General features: G+C 59.2%; 15 protein-coding genes. All 15 read right to left on the bottom strand.

Features of this window, described 5'->3' with window-relative positions; genetic code table 11:
* Positions 1-5: 5 nt before the first annotated feature.
* Positions 6-1478, bottom strand: coding sequence for a hypothetical protein (locus GPJ75_RS06620; RefSeq protein ID WP_163266351.1), 1473 nt, complete (start codon positions 1476-1478; stop codon positions 6-8).
* Positions 1479-1530: 52 nt separating this feature from the next.
* Positions 1531-2601 carry a glycosyltransferase family 4 protein gene (locus tag GPJ75_RS06615; RefSeq protein WP_163266349.1) on the bottom strand — a complete coding sequence of 357 codons (1071 nt, stop codon included), beginning with the start codon at positions 2599-2601 and terminating at the stop codon, positions 1531-1533.
* Between the two features lie 227 nt (positions 2602-2828).
* Positions 2829-5201 carry a glycosyltransferase gene (locus GPJ75_RS06610; RefSeq protein WP_163266347.1) on the bottom strand — a complete coding sequence of 791 codons (2373 nt, stop codon included), beginning with the start codon at positions 5199-5201 and terminating at the stop codon, positions 2829-2831.
* Between the two features lie 189 nt (positions 5202-5390).
* On the bottom strand, positions 5391-6278 hold the full coding sequence (gene rfbD, locus GPJ75_RS06605) for a dTDP-4-dehydrorhamnose reductase (protein ID WP_163266345.1): 888 nt from the start codon (positions 6276-6278) through the stop codon (positions 5391-5393).
* Positions 6275-7345: a dTDP-glucose 4,6-dehydratase gene (gene rfbB, locus GPJ75_RS06600; protein WP_163266343.1), complete on the bottom strand. Its 1071-nt coding sequence runs from the start codon at positions 7343-7345 to the stop codon at positions 6275-6277. Before rfbB ends, rfbD begins: the two co-directional genes overlap by 4 nt.
* Positions 7346-7371: 26 nt before the next feature.
* The gene (rfbC, locus tag GPJ75_RS06595) at positions 7372-7923 is read right to left on the bottom strand and encodes a dTDP-4-dehydrorhamnose 3,5-epimerase (protein WP_163266341.1); all 552 of its coding nucleotides are present in this window, start codon (positions 7921-7923) and stop codon (positions 7372-7374) included.
* Complete coding sequence (gene rfbA / locus GPJ75_RS06590; RefSeq protein WP_163266339.1) at positions 7920-8801, bottom strand: glucose-1-phosphate thymidylyltransferase RfbA; 882 nt, start codon at positions 8799-8801, stop codon at positions 7920-7922. Before rfbA ends, rfbC begins: the two co-directional genes overlap by 4 nt.
* A 29-nt stretch (positions 8802-8830) precedes the next feature.
* The gene (locus GPJ75_RS06585; RefSeq protein WP_163266337.1) at positions 8831-9760 is read right to left on the bottom strand and encodes a glycosyltransferase family 2 protein; all 930 of its coding nucleotides are present in this window, start codon (positions 9758-9760) and stop codon (positions 8831-8833) included.
* Positions 9761-10245: 485 nt separating this feature from the next.
* Positions 10246-11274, bottom strand: coding sequence for a serine hydrolase domain-containing protein (locus GPJ75_RS06580; protein WP_163266335.1), 1029 nt, complete (start codon positions 11272-11274; stop codon positions 10246-10248).
* Positions 11275-11340: 66 nt separating this feature from the next.
* The gene (locus GPJ75_RS06575; protein ID WP_163266333.1) at positions 11341-11487 is read right to left on the bottom strand and encodes a hypothetical protein; all 147 of its coding nucleotides are present in this window, start codon (positions 11485-11487) and stop codon (positions 11341-11343) included.
* Between the two features lie 390 nt (positions 11488-11877).
* Positions 11878-12135 carry a glycosyltransferase family 4 protein gene (locus GPJ75_RS06570; protein ID WP_163266331.1) on the bottom strand — a complete coding sequence of 86 codons (258 nt, stop codon included), beginning with the start codon at positions 12133-12135 and terminating at the stop codon, positions 11878-11880.
* 52 nt (positions 12136-12187) lie between these two features.
* On the bottom strand, positions 12188-13405 hold the full coding sequence (locus GPJ75_RS06565) for a TraB/TrbI/VirB10 family type IV secretion system protein (RefSeq protein WP_163266329.1): 1218 nt from the start codon (positions 13403-13405) through the stop codon (positions 12188-12190).
* Positions 13406-13415: 10 nt separating this feature from the next.
* Positions 13416-14435 (bottom strand): P-type conjugative transfer protein TrbG, encoded by a 1020-nt coding sequence (gene trbG / locus GPJ75_RS06560; RefSeq protein ID WP_163266327.1) that lies wholly within the window; start codon positions 14433-14435, stop codon positions 13416-13418.
* Positions 14428-15156, bottom strand: coding sequence for a conjugal transfer protein TrbF (gene trbF / locus GPJ75_RS06555; protein WP_163266325.1), 729 nt, complete (start codon positions 15154-15156; stop codon positions 14428-14430). Before trbF ends, trbG begins: the two co-directional genes overlap by 8 nt.
* A 3-nt stretch (positions 15157-15159) precedes the next feature.
* Complete coding sequence (gene trbL, locus GPJ75_RS06550; RefSeq protein ID WP_163266323.1) at positions 15160-16503, bottom strand: P-type conjugative transfer protein TrbL; 1344 nt, start codon at positions 16501-16503, stop codon at positions 15160-15162.
* Position 16504 lies beyond the last annotated feature (1 nt).

The raw sequence follows: 16504 nt of genomic DNA, 5'->3' as shown, positions 1-16504 counted from the left end.
ATGAGCTACACCAGAAGGACGGCTAGAAGCACGCCGCCAGCGCCCGCAACGTAAAGCCATTGCATCGCCACGAGCGACAGCGCTCCATCTCGACTGCTTCTCGTGGCGATCATCTTGAGCAGGAATGCTGCGGAGAGCGCCATCAATGGCCCCAAGGTCGGCCAATAGCGAGAATGGCTCGGGTGGATGAAGGGCTGAACGAACAGGCAGAGCGTGAACATCTTGATGCACAGGCTTTCGATCTGCGCAGCTCGTCCCGTCACGACAATGCCGTTTGCTAATATGAGCGCGAGCAGGGCGGGGAAATAGAGCAGCCCCGTCCAGAATGCGGCGACGGTTCCCGCTACACTCACCATCGGGTCAGGCAGTTCAAGGCGGCTTCCTGGCAGGAAACGATCACGTACAAACCCTGTCGGCACCAGTAGGAACTGCTTCAAATTCCTTCGAACGCGTTTGGTATATTCCTTTAGCGTCAGGTCGCGGGTTGCGTTCGTTGCCATCCGCTTTTGAGCCTCAAGCTCGCTGATGCCATTTGCAGCTCCATAGGCTTGCGAAAAACGAGCACCCTCGATCCAGATGTTCTTGCCGGGGCAGGGCCCAAAGCAAAGCCTGTCGGCCTTGCCGAAGGTGATGCCGAAAGACAGGGCTGGCGTGGAGGTGGAGATTACGGTCCCACCAAGTTCGCGGCTCGCCATCGCGCTCCATGGCGCGACTACGGCTGCGAAAACGGTAGATCCGAGAGCTAGAACCGCTGCCCGATGGAGACCCGAACGCCACTGGCCGGTCATAAAAGGCAGGGCGAGCAGGAAGACATTCACCGCCACGGCGACGACAAGTAGGCTCCCGCGCAAGTAGAAGGCCGCAGCGAGAATGAGTTCGAGGGCGATAATGTCGCGTGGCGAGGGACTGTTTCGACAGCCCAGCGTCCATGTTCTGACGAAGACAATGACAAGGAGCAACCCAGCAGGAAGGTCGCCCCAAATGGTGGCGGAAAAGAGCTGCCAAGTTACGTCGAGCGTGGGGAACACGAGTAGCGCAAGAGTGTATTGCCGTCCAAAGGCGCGATTTACCTCCCAAAGGCTCCAGAACCACAGGATAAGGGCCAGGGCGCCAGCGTAAATCCTAACGGCTGAAACATGCGGCGTCGCATCGAACAGGAAAAGCGGCGTCAGGACGATGGGAACGCCGGGCGTGAACCAGCCGAAACCCACGACATTGGTCTTCATTTCCGCGAAGGTGATGTCGCCTGTCAGAAAGCCCGCGATGAATTTTGCCCCGGAGGAGTAAAAGAGCTCATCGCCGGAAAGCGGCACGGTCGCCATGAAGGCGGTCGAGGCGATCCATACAGCGCCTACGGCAATCCAGAGGACGACAAGAGGTAGGTGCCTGCTCGTCAGATCCCTCTGTGAAATTGTTGTGCTAGTGGTACAACTGCTGATTGCCGCAGCGGCACTCAGCAACAGTATCTTCGCTCTCATTTCGAGTTCCTGAATGCACGAAGCGGGGTGGGAAGTTTTTCGATCTTTTGACCTAACGTTCCACCGACTCTCTGGTATCTAACATCTGTTCATCCTCGTCATTAACGTGCTTATTGACACTGATCGTAGGAAGAAACGCAGCTAGTCTGTCGGCCTCCCGACTCCATGCGCTCGCACCGGCCCTCGCCAGCCCCGCTTCCACCAAACTAGCGGCTTTTTCGGGGTTTTCCAGAACGTCGGTCAACGCGCCCACTATCCCCTCCACGCTCATATCGCAATAAGCAGCCTCTTCCTCGGACAAGAGCCAGCTTGACTGTGGCCCCTTGTTGATGACGACGGGGCACCCGCAAGCAGCGACCTCCAGTGGCAAAAGCGAGAGATTTGTCGACGACAGAATCAAAGCCACATCGCATTGTGAGTAGAGATCCGGCAGATGCTCGACAGGAACAGTGCCCGCATTAAGATGATGAAAAGGGATCTCAAAGCCGCTGACATCCCAACCGGCAAAGATCACCGCAACATCAGGATCCCTCTCGCAGACACGTGTCAGCGCCAATAAGCCCATTTCGAAGCAGCGCCGCGGCGTGACCGGCCTTGCATAGAACAGGATGTGTTTTTTCGAATTAGGTCGCTTTTTATGCGGCTTGTAGAGGTCGAGATCGCAGGCAAAAGAATACGGGAATGTAGTCATTCCGTATTCCTTGTTCAGCTTTTCCGCCAGCCATGAACCGGCGGTAATTCCGGTCATGCCAAGTTTGTAGGTATTCTCTGCGAAGTTGTACTCGCTGCCATGGGCGTAAAAAGCGGGCTCGAAATCCTGAACAAAATACAGGCGGTGAATAGCATCACGATACTTCGCCACCCAATAGGCGGTTTGCCATCCTGTGGCGACGAGATAGTGGCAAGGCTCGATCGAACGAATACCGAGCGACACTGTAATCCCATAATCTCCGAAGGAATGGTTGAGGCTTGCTTGGGCCTCCTCGATGGAAGACCATCGATGTGGCTCCATTACAACGACATGCTGATTGGGAAAGCCACGCTCCTTCAAGAGCCGCATCATACGCAGGATGTTGATGTGCCCGCCTGAAGAGGCATGAAAGTCGGGGATGATCCATGTCATCGACCCTTCCGGGACATTCTCGGGGGCTAGCTTCAGCCCAAGACCCTGTTCTTCGCCAAGGATGAATTCGTAATGCCCAATGACGTCCTGCTTGCCTTGAACAGCGCTAGGGATCGTCCGGAACGCGTATGACACAGCCTTGCGGGTCGCGACCCGCCACCCGTCTCGCCTCGTGACATGCGCAAACCTGGAAAGATTTCTCATCAGCATCTTTGAGAAGCCAACCTCTATCTCGCCTGCAGCTGCTTGTCGCGGGACAAGGCCGTGGCATGTTTCTGTGCGAAAGTCGAACGTGTGGTTCCGAGATAATACCCGATCTGCCGCGCCAGATTGTCGAGCGGACGCTTGAGGGTGGCCGCAGGATGAGAAAGAATCCAGCCATTCCTGAGTGCTAGCATGACATCGCGGGCACTGGTCCTGAACGACTGCCGCATCAACTCTCGTTTGGAAGGGCACAATTTGTACCCGAACAATTCATTGAGTGCTCGCGCCTCGTCATAACTGCGCTGCACCCTCTCCCACAACGAATAATCGTGGGAATGGTACACGACAGAGTCCCAGGCAAAGGCCTTTCGAAAGCCCGCTTCCACGATCTGCTTTGCCCACAATTGATCTTCCGAAAAATCCACGTCCGGATAGGGATAGCGTTCCCACACCGATTTTCTCAGGCAGGACGAGTTGTCGGAATAGAAATGAAAAACCTGGCGAATCCCCTGATTGCGTGAATATTCCCGAGCATCCTTGATCCAGATCTTTGGCCAGTTTCTCAAGCCAGTGAAGTGTGTCTTGAGTTCCCAAGCCGTGAAAGGTGTTGCGTCCTCATACGCTATGTGACGACCGAAGACCCCGGCAACCTGATCGTCCTCCAGGAGCGGCTTGACCAATTCCCGCAGCCAGAATCTGTCGACTGGAGTCGCATCATGCGTGAGGAAGGCACAGAATTCGCCTCTAGCTTCCCGAACGCCGAGATTTCTTGTCCTACCATGCCCGAATGCGGCGGGCTTGATCTCGATAAGCCTGAATCTCGGGTCGCCAGCCGGAATGATTTCCTTGGAACCATCCTTCGAACCCGAGTCGATAACAATGATTTCGAATCCTGCGTCTAATTCCTGGCTGGAGACCATATCGATTACGCGCTTGAACTGCGGCAATCCGTTTTTTACGGGAATGATCACGGATACCAGCGGCTTTTCTGCACACATATGTGGCAAGGCGGGGTGAGTGGCGGCACGGGTATCTTGATTGTCCGCGCTTTTGACAGGAGCGTCAGAGCCCGGCGTATCCTCATGGCCCCGTTGAAGGCTACCGCTAGCACCACCACCGTTCCCATCATTCGATGGGCCGTTGCGGTGTCTTTGGCCGGCCAGCAGTCGCTTTGCTGCCCTCAGCGGCTTCGTCACGCGCCATGACGTGCTTCGGTGAATGCCTTCGATGACCGACCGCAATCGATTCTCTTGTTCCTGCGAATGAGAGAGTTCCTGATTGAGCGCCTCAATCTCTTCCTCACGGTCGTTGAGACGGGCCCTGAATTCCGCAGACTGGCGCTCGACCTCCGCTTCCTTTGATGCCACCTGGGCGCCCAGCACTTCGAAACGAGTGCTGAATTCTGCAGACTGGCGCTCGACCTCCGCTTCCTTTGATGCCACCTGGGCGCCCAGCGCCTCAATCTGGCGGACCTTCCCCTCTAGATCAACCTGCATGCGTGCAATCTCGCCTCTTTGCAGATCAACCAGTTTCCGATTGGCCACAATCTCTTCTTCGAGCGTCCTGTGGCCCAGCGACCAGATATTCTGCGTTTGGTCGGACGGTCTGGACTTGCTGCCGTCGAGCGGAATAATCCCGCCATAGACGACTGCCTTCCCGCCGGCGATCTTGCGCTTGCCCAATCCATTGCGGATCGGCGCACATTTTGTAAGTACACACACAGAATTGACAAACTCCACCGAATGAATCGACGCAAGCAGCGTTTCGTCGAAGGTGGTGGAATACCGGTTGGCAAAGGCGGCAAGTGCGTCTACGCGCTCATGCGGCGTGCCCCAATGCTCATGATTTAGAATATCGAGCAAACGCTTGAAAAAGGACATTGAGGAATAAGGATCGTAAAGTCCGCCCTCGAACTCTTGCCAGTAGCTGCAGTGCAAATCCTCTGCGATATATATCCCGCCCTCGGCTAGGTGCCCGAAATAGAGCGCGAAGGAGCGCACTATGTCGGAGGATTTGTGCGATCCGTCATCGATGATGATATCGAACTGCGGCGATTGGGCGAGGATTTCGTGCTCCACCTCGTCCGAATTGGCATCCCCGACGATCAGGGCGATTTTCTTGCTGCCGAAGGTCAGCTTTCGGCAATCCGGGTTGATATCGCATCCGACGATCACCTTCGCCTTGGGAAAATATTTCCTCCAGATCTCAAGCGAACCGCCGTTCTGCACTCCGATCTCGAGCAGGCGGACAGGCCGATTCCGGAACCGCGAAAGGAGTTGCTCATAGGTCTCGAGATAAATCGTCCATTTGTCCGACACCTTGCCGTTGTGCTCAGCGTACAACTCGCGCAATGTCTTCATCGGTCGGGCTTGGAAACTCGGAACTGCGCTCGTCATAATGCGTCCCCACTGTACGGCTGCAGGCTCAGGGGCCACCTCAGCGTCCCGGTGCCTGAGGGTGCACGCCCGAGCACGACTACGCCGATGCGGCCGGCGGCGGGGCTGGAAGTCGTAGCGTGTAGTCATGCTCCGATCCGATACCGTCGTCGTCTGACGGCCGCAACCTTAATCCACCCGGTCCACCCATCAATGCCCGCCCTCCAATAGCCGCCGGACGACCGCTCTGGTGCTCTCCTCCCACTCCGGTGCGCGGTAGCCGAATTTGGCGGCAAAGCGGCCGCTGTCGAGGCGGGAATTTTTTGGCCGCACGGCCCTGGTCGGAAATTCCTCCGTTGTGATCGCGTTCACCGTGGCGACAGGGCCGCCAAGCCCTTCACTGGCGCGGAATATGTGCCGTGCGAAGCCGCACCAGGAGGTGTCGCCCGTGCCGACGAAATGGAAGACGCCGCCCGGCCGGCCCGGCCCGCGCTGCCAGCGTCCGATCACGGCGAAGATCGCCTCGGCGATCTCCAGCGCTGACGTGGGATTGCCCAGCTGGTCGTCGACCACATTGAGCGCGTCCTGCGTCTCGGCCAGTTTCAGCATCGTCTTGACGAAGTTCCTGCCGAAGGGGCTGTAGACCCAGGCGGTACGCAGGATCAGATGTTCGGAATTGGCAGCGGCCACCGCCGCCTCGCCGGCAAGCTTGCTCCTGCCATAGACGCTTCTGGGGCCCGTTGACGCCGTCTCGTCATAGGGCGCGTCCGCCTCGCCCGAAAAGACATAATCGGTCGAAAGATGGATGACCGGGGCGCCTGCCAGCCGCGCCGCCCGCGCTACTTCGCCGGCGCCCTCCTCGTTCACCTTGAAAGCAATGTCAGGCTCATCCTCGGCTTGGTCGACCGCCGTATAGGCGGCAGCGGAAACCACGATGTCGGGCCGGGCCGCCGCGATGGCGGGCCTCACCGTCGCCGGTCGCAGGAGGTCGAGCTCCGGCCGGCCGAGCGCGATCAGTTCAACATTCGGGCGCGATGCTGCCCGCTCGGCCATGCTTTGGACCAACTGTCCTTGCCGGCCGGTGACGACAATCCTCATACCGTTTTAGCCTGCATCACGCCAAGCCGATTGCCCTGATAGCGTTCGGCCCTGATCGGCCGCCACCACCATTCATTGGCGAGGTACCAGTCGATCGTCTTGGCGAGCCCGGTCTCGAAGGTTTCCTCGGCCTTCCAGCCGAGCTCGCGCTCGATTTTCGCAGGGTCGATCGCATAGCGCCGGTCATGGCCCGGCCTATCGGCGACGAAGGTAATCAGCTCGCGATAGTTCTTTCCGCCCGCGCGCGGACACTTGGTGTCCAGAACATCGCAGATTGTCTGCACGACTGATAGGTTGCTGTGTTCGGCCCTGCCGCCGATGTTGTAACTTTCGCCGACCCTGCCCATGGTCACGACCCGCTCGAGCGCGCGGGCGTGATCTTCCACGAAGAGCCAGTCCCTTACGTTGGTGCCATTGCCGTAGACGGGCAACGGCTGCTCGTCGAGCGCGTTGAGAATGACCAGTGGGATTAGCTTCTCTGGAAAATGGAATGGCCCGTAATTGTTCGAGCAATTGGAAAGAACGACCGGCAGACCGTAGGTCTCGTGCCAAGCTCGCACAAAATGATCCGATGCTGCCTTTGAGGCGGAATAAGGTGAAGATGGGGCATAGGGCGTGTCTTCGGTGAAGACGCCCTCGTCGAAGGGCAAATCGCCAAAGACCTCGTCTGTGGAAACATGGTGGAAGCGGAACCGCTCTTGCCTTTCGGACGACAGTTCTCGCCAATGTGCGAGCGATGCGTTGAGCAGCCGGAACGTGCCGACCACATTCGTCTCTATGAATGCGCCCGGGCCGTCGATTGAACGATCGACATGGCTTTCCGCGGCCAGGTGCATGATCGTATCGATATCCTCGCGACGCAAGATTTCGAGTACCTTCGCGTCATCGCATATGTCGACAGGGTAATGCTTATAGTTTGCGGCGTTCTCAATCGGGCGCAGAGACTGCAGATTGCCAGCGTAGGTGAGCTTGTCGAGGTTGATGACTTTGACGCCCTCTCTCCCCACAAGCAAGCGGCATACGGCAGAACCGATAAAACCTGCCCCTCCGGTTACCAGAATGTTCATTGTCCCCACTTTGGTGTCACGCTGGATCAAAACGTCTCGGAATCCTGAAGAAGAGGTGCTTCTGTATCTTTCTTCGAGAGCTGAACCTCAAGACCTTTTACCGGCCAATCTATCCCAATTTGCGGATCGTCGTAACGGATGCCGCGCTCATGCTCAGGTGAGTAATAGTCGCTCACCTTGTAGGCAACGACCGTGTACTCCTCCAGTGTCACGAAACCGTGGGCGAAACCTTTGGGCATCAGGATCTGGTTCCATCTTTCTTCGGAAAGCTCCAGCCCTACCCAGCGGCCGAAGGTGGGGGAATCGCGCCGGATGTCCACCGCCACATCGAAGATACGCCCCTTCAGCACGCGCACGAGCTTGTCCTGCGCGCGCGGCGGCAGTTGGTAATGAAGACCGCGCAACACGCCCTTGCGAGCGGAATAGGATTGGTTGTCCTGGACAAACTCGATGCTCACGCCCTGTTCGGCGAACTTTGCTCGGTTATATGTTTCACTGAAATAGCCTCGCTCATCCCCGAACTTCTGTGGGATAATCTCAAGCACGCCATCAAGGGCGAGTGGACGCACCTCGATCATTTAGTCTCCTTCTCCGACACGCGCCGCTTCAGGTAAGCGGCATATTCCGTTTTGCCGAGGTCTTTCGCGCGCTCCAGCACCTGCTCCGCGCTGAGCCAGCCCATCTCGAAGCCAATCTCTTCAGGACAGGCGATCTTTATTCCCTGCCGATGCTCAATGGTCCGTACGAAGGAGGAAGCTTCGTGCAGGCTGTCATGGGTGCCGGTGTCGAGCCAGGCATATCCTCTACCCAGTTGCTGAACACTCAAATTGCCACGCTCGAGATATGTATTGTTGACGGTCGTGATCTCAAGTTCGCCGCGTGCCGATGGCTTAATGCTGGTAGCGATATCCACGACGTCATTATCGTAAAAATAGAGACCCGTAACAGCCCAACTGGACTTCGGCTTCTCGGGCTTTTCCTCGATCGACCGGGCCAACCCGGTTTCGCGATCGAAGTCGACGACGCCATAGCGCTGTGGGTCGTCTACATGGTAGGCGAAGACAGTGGCACCGCGCTCCTGTTTGATCGCCTCGGCACAAAGCGCCGGCAATCCAACACCATAATAGATGTTGTCACCGAGGATCATCGAAACAGGGTCGGAGCCGATGAAATCGCTCCCGATGATAAAAGCTTCGGCAAGGCCATTCGGTTGAGGCTGTTCCGCATAAGAGAATGTGACACCGAACTGCTCGCCTGTTCCCAGAAGCTCTCTAAAGGCCGGCAGGTCACGCGGCGTCGAGATGATCAGGATTTCGCGAATCCCGGCGAGCATGAGCGTGCTCAAGGGATAATATATCATTGGCTTGTCATAGACAGGCAGAATCTGTTTCGAGACGGCCAAGGTCAGTGGGTAGAGCCGTGTGCCGCTTCCCCCTGCAAGAATAATTCCCTTCAAACTACCCTCCAAAGATCGAAGTATATTGACTACAGTCTTCCAAAAGCTGCGGCAAGATAAAGCGCCACGTCCGAGACCGCTGTTTGTCGGTGGATATGGTGCGCCCATAGAGAGCGAAGGCTCTGCAGCGGCCCCCCTTTACGCGCGGCTTTGAAACCGTCCAGCGTCTGGCGTCCATTTTCGTCGAGCAGATCTCTGCACCTGTCCAGTGCATCGATGTTAACGGCATTCCAGTCAGCGAATCTGCCGTATGCCAGCGCTTGCAAGCGCTTCATACGAGAAACCCAACCCTGGTTCTCGCCGATAAGATTACCGCCATGCTGGCGGTAGCTGATCCTTGGCATAGGATCGTAGATGATTGAGCCACCTGCCCCCGAAACGATTTGATAGCACCACCAATCGTGGCTAACGAAACTGGTCCGCAGACAGCTCTCATGCACGAGATCGAAAGCTGCTCTGTTGAGTACGATCGTATTCCCTCCAGCAATACTTTGGACGATTGCGTTGCCGAAGTCGGGTTGTCGAGCAAAAAGGGGAGACAGCCCTCTTGCAGAGCCATCCCTTCCAATGAGCCTCGTTCGACCGCAGTACATAGCCAAAGCCTGTGGTTGAACCTCATCAAGTTTCTTTACGGCATAGGACAATTTGTTTGGATCCCAGACGTCGTCCTGATCGCTGAAAGCAATGTACGCGCCGTCAACGGACTTCATGGCCATCATCCGACGAAAATTCTCGACGTAGCCTTGCCGGGGTCCGGTAATGACCTGAAAATCGCCCTTGCACCATCGGGCGCGCCAAGCATCCAATATCTCAAGGGTGCCGTCTGTCGATCCATCATCACTTGCCCACACGTCGATGAAGGGCAAGTCCTGGCGAGCGATGGAATCCAACTGCTCCTCAAGAAACGGCGCGCCATTATAGGTCGCCAGCAAAATCGCTACAGTTGGTTCGCGCGTCACAGGCCGCCATCCTTCTCCACACTCCTGACCGGAGCGCTTATGGAGGATCAGAAGCAATCAGGCAATGGAGCGGCAATACTCGCCTGCTGCCGTGATTGAGACGGGTACTTGCCGGCAACCGCTGATGCCCGTTGTAAGAGAGGAGCAGCCTCGGACGGACTCATGGACATGCGGCAACCAATCCGCGCATCAGAGCTTGTTCACTACCGTCCCGCGCCACGTCCCCACCGATATGTGTTTGCAGAGCCAGAACCTCGGGTGATCGGATACCCGAGCCATTCTCCTTGGAAAATACGCTTGAAAAAAGGACATCAGAGCGCGAATGCCGCGCCAGATGGGGTGGGCTGCGCCTACGGAACCCGCACCTCTCTGTCGAACATTCTGTCAATTCAGCCTCTCCGGCATCATCGACCTGCACACTGCGCTCGCCTCGATAAGGGAGTTCCACCGTATGTATCGCCTGATTTTGCAGCGTCTTTCCGAATCTACTCGGCCAGCGCCTCCTCGCGCACGCCTTGCGTCGCCTCTACGATCCGCCGGAGAAGCGCGTGGAGGTTATCGCGATGGCTGCTGCGCTCGGCGGGCTCATTTTCGTCGGATGTCATGACCACCGTCAGCGCGCGTCCTGGCACGACGTAGACCATCTGGCCGCCATAGCCCCAGCCATAGAAAACCTCTTCGCCCGCAGCCTGGCGCGTGAACCAGCCATAGCCGTAACCGTCGCCGGTGAAACGGGAGGCGGTGCGTGGCTGCCAGGAGCGCTCGATCCAATCAACCGGCACGAGTTGCTCCCCGTCGCGGCTTATCCCGCCGTTGCGGTAGAGCTCGCCGAAGGCCAGGAGCGAGCGCGGGCTCATGGCCATCTGGTTGCCGCCGAAATAGATGCCCTGCGGGTCGCGGTCCCAGGCGGCGATGGAAAAGTCCTCCTGCGGCCCCAACCATTCGCGCGCCAGTTCCAGCGTAGAACGGCCGGTCCGGCGCGTTAGGATCGCCGAAAGAAGATGCGTCGAGCCGGTGGAATAGAGCATGGCACCGCCCGGTTCATCGTCAAAGGGCATGGCGAGCGCCGCCCGCACCCAATTGTCGCTTGCCACCCAGCGCCCATAATTGGGGCCGGAGGTCCGCCCCAATCCTGCCTGCATGGAAAGCAGATGGCCGATTGTCACCTCCTGAAGCCGGGGATCGGCGTCGGCTGGCAAGTCGCCTTGAAGAAGCGGGGCGATCCTTTGGTCGGTGCCTTCAAGCACGCCCTTGTCGATGGCGATGCCGACGAGTGCGGAAATGATTGACTTGGAGGCGGATTTGATATTGGCGGGGCGTTCCGGGGAGTGGCCGCGATAGCCGCGCTCGGCCACCACCGCGCCCTCGTGAGCGACGACGACCGTTTGCAGCGGCGAGAGGCGCTCGGCCTCGTCAAGGAGTTTTCCAAGCCGCTCCTCCAGGCCATCCGCACTATGAGTGGCGACCGAAAAGGTGAGGAGAAAGACAAAGATCAGGGCGGGATGCTTGAGCATGAAAGCTCGATAGGACGCATTTCGGGCAGGACGAAGGTGGAGCGGCGACAAAGACGCCGCCTCATATCAAAGTGAGCCCGACAATGCACTGGCCATTTTCTGTGCCAGTACGCCATAAGCATAGCGTTCGTCGACATGAAGCTTCGCTCCGGGGCCCATCTTCTCGTGCTCCGAGCGCGGCAGCGCGGCCAGTTTTAAAGTTGCCTCGGCCAATGCTTCCGGATTTCCCGGCGGGACGGTATGCCCCCGCCGCGCTCAGCAATAGGATTATTAGCCGCCGGTAGTAGAAGATGAGTGGCCGACGGGCCGCCATGAAGTCGTACAGCTTTCGCTGGCTGATTCCGTAGTCGAACATCGGTGCGTCGTCCAGGCTAAAGATGAAAGTGTCAGCTTGAGCACCGAGGCCGGGGCCGGCTCTTCGGCACGGATCTTCGAAGATGACGCTGGCGACGCCCAGTTCTTGCGCCAGCTGGGACTCTTTGTACGAGGTGCATGGCCCGAATCACGTTGTCGCGCCCGTTGGCGCCGCCACGCGCCCCGAAATACATGAACGTGAAAAACCCGTCGTCCGGCAAAGGTATATCGCCGGACCACTCAGCCACATCACCCCTTTGAAAGCCAGACGACCTTGTCACCCTCGATGCCGAGCGCCTTGATGTAGGATTCGGCTTTGGGCCAAGCCACGAGGATCTTTTCTGCGGCGCGGTAAAGATGCTTCTCAAGCGCGCAGAAAAGCCGTTGCAGGACCCTTCTCCTTGAGTCGATCAGCGCCTGCGGCCACAGGTCCCTGACCTCGACGACGAAAGGAACGCCATGACGATGGGCGGGCCGCAGAGCCACCCAAGTCAGCGACGACGACAACAGTGATCTTCGTCGGTGTGGGCTCGGAGTTTTTTGAGTTTCAGAGTGGCCATCATTGTTCCCTCGGCCCCCGATACGGGCGCAATACGATGTCCCTCTGGACGAGAACACGTACCGGCCAACCGGGACGGACGGTGATGGTCGGCTGGACGTTGAGGTTCTTCTCAGTGATGCGCTGGCCCGCTTGTGCCACATTCTCCTGGGTGGATTGTCGGATCGCTCGCACCAGGTCGCTCTCATTACTCCCGAAGCTGAGCTCTGTACCGACGCCCAAGAGCGTCGCCATAGCGATGCCCTTGAGGAGCTGCCATGTGTGATGGTCGACCTCATCCTCAAGCCCGGCATAGCCGGCCGCGTCGGTGGCAGGAAGGTTCTCAAGCTGGATCGATGAGCCATCTGGCATGACAAGGCGCTGCCAGACAAGCAGCGCGCGGGACTGGCCGAAGGCAACAGCACTGTCGTAGGTTCCAATCAGCCGGGAGCCCTGCGGGATGAGCAGCACCTGGCCAGTCACGGTATCGTAGACGTTTTCGGTGACCTGGGCGACGACAAGGCCCGGCAAATCGGAGTTGATACCGGTGATCAAGCTGGCGGCGATCACGCTGCCCGCCATGAGCTGGTACGATGAGGCCGGGGTTTGCAGGGCGTGCGGATTGTAAATACCGCTGGTATCGCGCTGGTTCAGGAAGTCCAGCTTTCGCTGCTGGTTGTTCTGGTTGCCCTCCGGGTCCGGCGTTCGGCGAACGGTTTCCCCCGCGGCCAATTGCAGAGGCTGGTCTATCGCTGCCGGTGTGCTCTGCTGGGACCGGTTCTCGATACGGAAGAAGATATCCGACTCCTTCGCCTGGATCGCCTGCTGGGCAAGCCGCTGCTCCTCGGGGCGTAGTTCCTGCCCCTCGGGCGCAATTCCAAGCTGCCGTTGGCGCTGGAGGATCGGACGGCCGAGATCGCCGGGCAAGGGTGGTCCAAGTTGCGGTGTTTGCGGTTTGACCTGGCTGTAGTCGCCGGGCAGCGCGGCAAGACCATCCGGTGTCGGCTTGCGCTCGGTATTGTAGAGCTCATCGGCCTGTCCCCGGATGCGCAGGACTGGGCCTTGCAGTGCCATCATAGTAACGCCGAGAACGGCGGTAGAGCCAAGTGCGGCCACGCCGATGACAAGGCCGCGCTTGAAGCGCACGAGGCGACCGGGCGCGGCGCGTAGTTCCAGCTTGTCGGGATTGCGCTTTGAGGAGCTAGCAGGCGGTGGGTTGGGTGTGGCAGCTTCTGTCATGGCCCTCACCTCACCGGCTCGCGCGCTGAAGCAGCGCGGTGCGCCGTGGCTTGCCGTCGGTGCGGGAAATACGCACCACCTGTTGCGGGTCGGTGCCGAGACGCAGTTCGGCGGCGGCGAACAGCCGGTCGACGATGTAGTAGTTGCCACGCATGCGATAATTGACGAGCTCGTTATCGCCTTGCGCGCCGACGACAAAGAGCGGCGGCGCCTCACCCTGGTCGATGCGCCGCGGGAACTCGATATAGACCTTATGGCCGTCATCGAAGGCGCGCACCGGCTTCCAGGGCGGGTTGTCACCAGAAATGGCATAGCGGAAACGGATGCGCTCGAGAGCGATGTTGGAAGCCACCGGCAAAGCTGCCTGGGCTGCCGCGTTCTGCCGGCGCAGGGCGATAAGCTGATCGGACGGATAGGTCCAGGAAATCGCCGCCATGGCGGTCTTGTCGGTGCTTTCGAGTTGTAGGTGGTAGGCGCGCCGGTCTGTAGTGATTACAAGGTTGGTCTTAAGGCCCGGGGCGAACGGCTTGACCAGCACATGGGTGCGCTCACCGTCACCTGTGCCGCTCACAGTGTCTCCGATGACCCATCGCACGGTATCGCCTGCAGAAACGGAAGTAAGCTTTTCGCCAGGCTGCAGGGCGATGTCGCTCACCCGTTCCGGCGCGGCATAGAGGCGGTAGAGAGCCCCTTCTGTGTAAGGGTAGACCTGGATGGCGTTGATGTAGCCATGTTTCGTCGGCTCCTGGGTCGCTTCCCTGTTGGCCTCGTCCACGCGTTGGGTGGGTGGACGCTTGTCTTCAGCCTCCTCGCCAGGCTTCGGCAGGAGTTGACCGGGCAGCGGCAAAACCTTCGGCACTTCGACAATCTCGACCGGCTTTGCGGGCGTCGAATTGACGGCTGCCGGTTTGAAGTCCTCGGTGTCATAGGTAATGACCGGCGGTAAAGGTTTGGTGGCGCAGGCGGAAAGGGCCAGCGCCGAGACGAATACGACATGGGCGAAATGGATCCGCGATGATCTATTATTCATTGATGGGCTCCTTGCCGGAAACAGGGGACGACGCAGCCGCGTCGAGTTCTCGCGACCAGTCGATGGCATTGACGAAGAGGCCGAGGGGGTTCTTGCGAAGCTGCTCGGCCGTGCGCGGGCTCTGGAGGATGACGGTGAGGATCGCGGTCCAGCGCTCGGTGCGGGCGAGGTTGCCGCGCTCGAAAACCTGCTCGGTCCACTTCACCTGGAAGGAAGTGTCGGAGGCCCGCACCACGCTCGTCACCTGCACGGAGACGCTGCGGGTGCCGATCTGTCCAAAAGGATCGTTCTTCTTGGCGTAATCGTTAAGGAACAGCGCAGTGCGGTCGGTGGCGAAGTCGTAGGCGGCAAGCCAGTTCTGACGCACCAGCACCGGGTCGGTGGACACCGAGCGAACATTGGTGACGAAGCGAGCGAGGTGCCAAGCGATCTGGACGTCGGCAGGTTGATAATTTCGGATTGCCGGCGCGACGGCCCTCGCCTCGCCGAACTTATCCACCTCGACAACGTAGGGCGTGACGCGGCTTTGCATGGATTGCCAGGCGAGTGCGCCCGAAAGGCTCGCGGAGAGAATGAAGCAGCCGAAGGCCATAAGCCGCCAGTTCTTGGCCTGCACGCGGGCAGTACCGATGCGCTCGTCCCAGAGCTGCGCAGCTTTCTGGTAGGGCGTAATGGGCTGGGGCGTTGTGCCGTAGCGCTGGATGGGTCGTCGGAATAGCATGGATCAATCGTCCTTTTGATGAAGGGAGGGATTGGCGCCGATGCCGGGCCTGTCGCCTTCCTTGATGGCTTGGCTGACAGCATGGCGGCTGGCGCGGCTGGACTGTTCGGAGCGCAGATGTCTCGCCCAGGTGGGCGCGGCATTTGCCGAGCCGCTGCTCGCAGGCCCTGTGGCATCCGCCATGGATGAGGTCGGCGCGCCGCCCATCGCGGTCCATGCAGCGCGACGTCCATTGTCGGCGCTTTGTTTGAGAGAAGACGCAGCGCGATCCGCGACAGATCGTGCACCCCGTATCATGGCCCCCTCGGCCGCGCGCGAAACGCCTCCCATCCCTGCCGCGATACCGGTCATTCCGGAGGCTCCGGTCGTCGCTGCCCCGAGTTGATAGGCCGAAGAAGCACCCGCCCCTATCGCCGTGCCGGCACGGATTGCGGCAAGACCACCGCCAGCGGCCGTGCGCGCGCCCGCAAAGGCGGCGCCTCCGACGAACATGGTCGCGCCCGCGGCAGCACCGACGGTTCCGAGTGCAGAGCCCGCGCCAAGCTGTGGCGCGCCGGAGACGAGACCCGATGCGATGCCGGGACCGAAAATGCCGAGGCCCAGCAACGCGAGCGCGCCCAGCACCTGCGACATGGCGGCAGCAAGGTCTGGTTCCTGTCCCTGAAGACCAGTGACGAAGGTGGCAAACAGCGTCGAGCCAATACCGACGACGACGGAGAGCACCATCACCTTGATGCCCGAGGAGATCACATTGCCGAGCACCCGCTCGGCCAAAAACGCCGTCTGATTCCATAAGGCGAAGGGAACGAGAACGAAGCCGGCGAGCGTTGTCAGCTTGAACTCGAGTACGGTGATGAAGAGCTGGATCGCCAGAATGAAGAAGGCGAGGATGACGAGGAACCAGGCGACGAGCAGCACGAAAATGGTGAGTGCATTGCCGAAGATCTCCGGAAAGCCGACGAGGCGGCTGACCTGCTCGAGCAGCGGATATGCTGCCTCATACCCGGTCGCCGCGATCCTGCCGGGTTTGAGGAGATCTGCGCCTGTCAGTGTTCCCGGTGCAGCTTGGATACCGAGGCCGGAAAAGGACTGGTAGATGATCTCGGCGAGGTTCTGGAAGTTGTTGAGGATCAGCGCGAAGGCGCCCACATAGAGCACCTTCCTGAGAAGCCGCCCGATGATGTTGTCCTCGCCGCCCAAAGCCCAAAAGAGGCCGGCAAGCGTGATGTCGATGCCGATGAGGATCGATGTGAGAAAGGCGACGTCACCGGAAAGGAGCCCGAAGCCGCTGTCGATATAGCGGCTGAAGGTCTCCATGAAGTGGTCGATGATGCCGAGATCACTCATC

The sequence above is a fragment of the Chelativorans alearensis genome (genome assembly GCF_010993735.1).
Classification (GTDB): Bacteria; Pseudomonadota; Alphaproteobacteria; order Rhizobiales; family Rhizobiaceae; genus Chelativorans; species Chelativorans alearense.
This window is presented reverse-complemented; position numbering and strand designations above follow the sequence as displayed.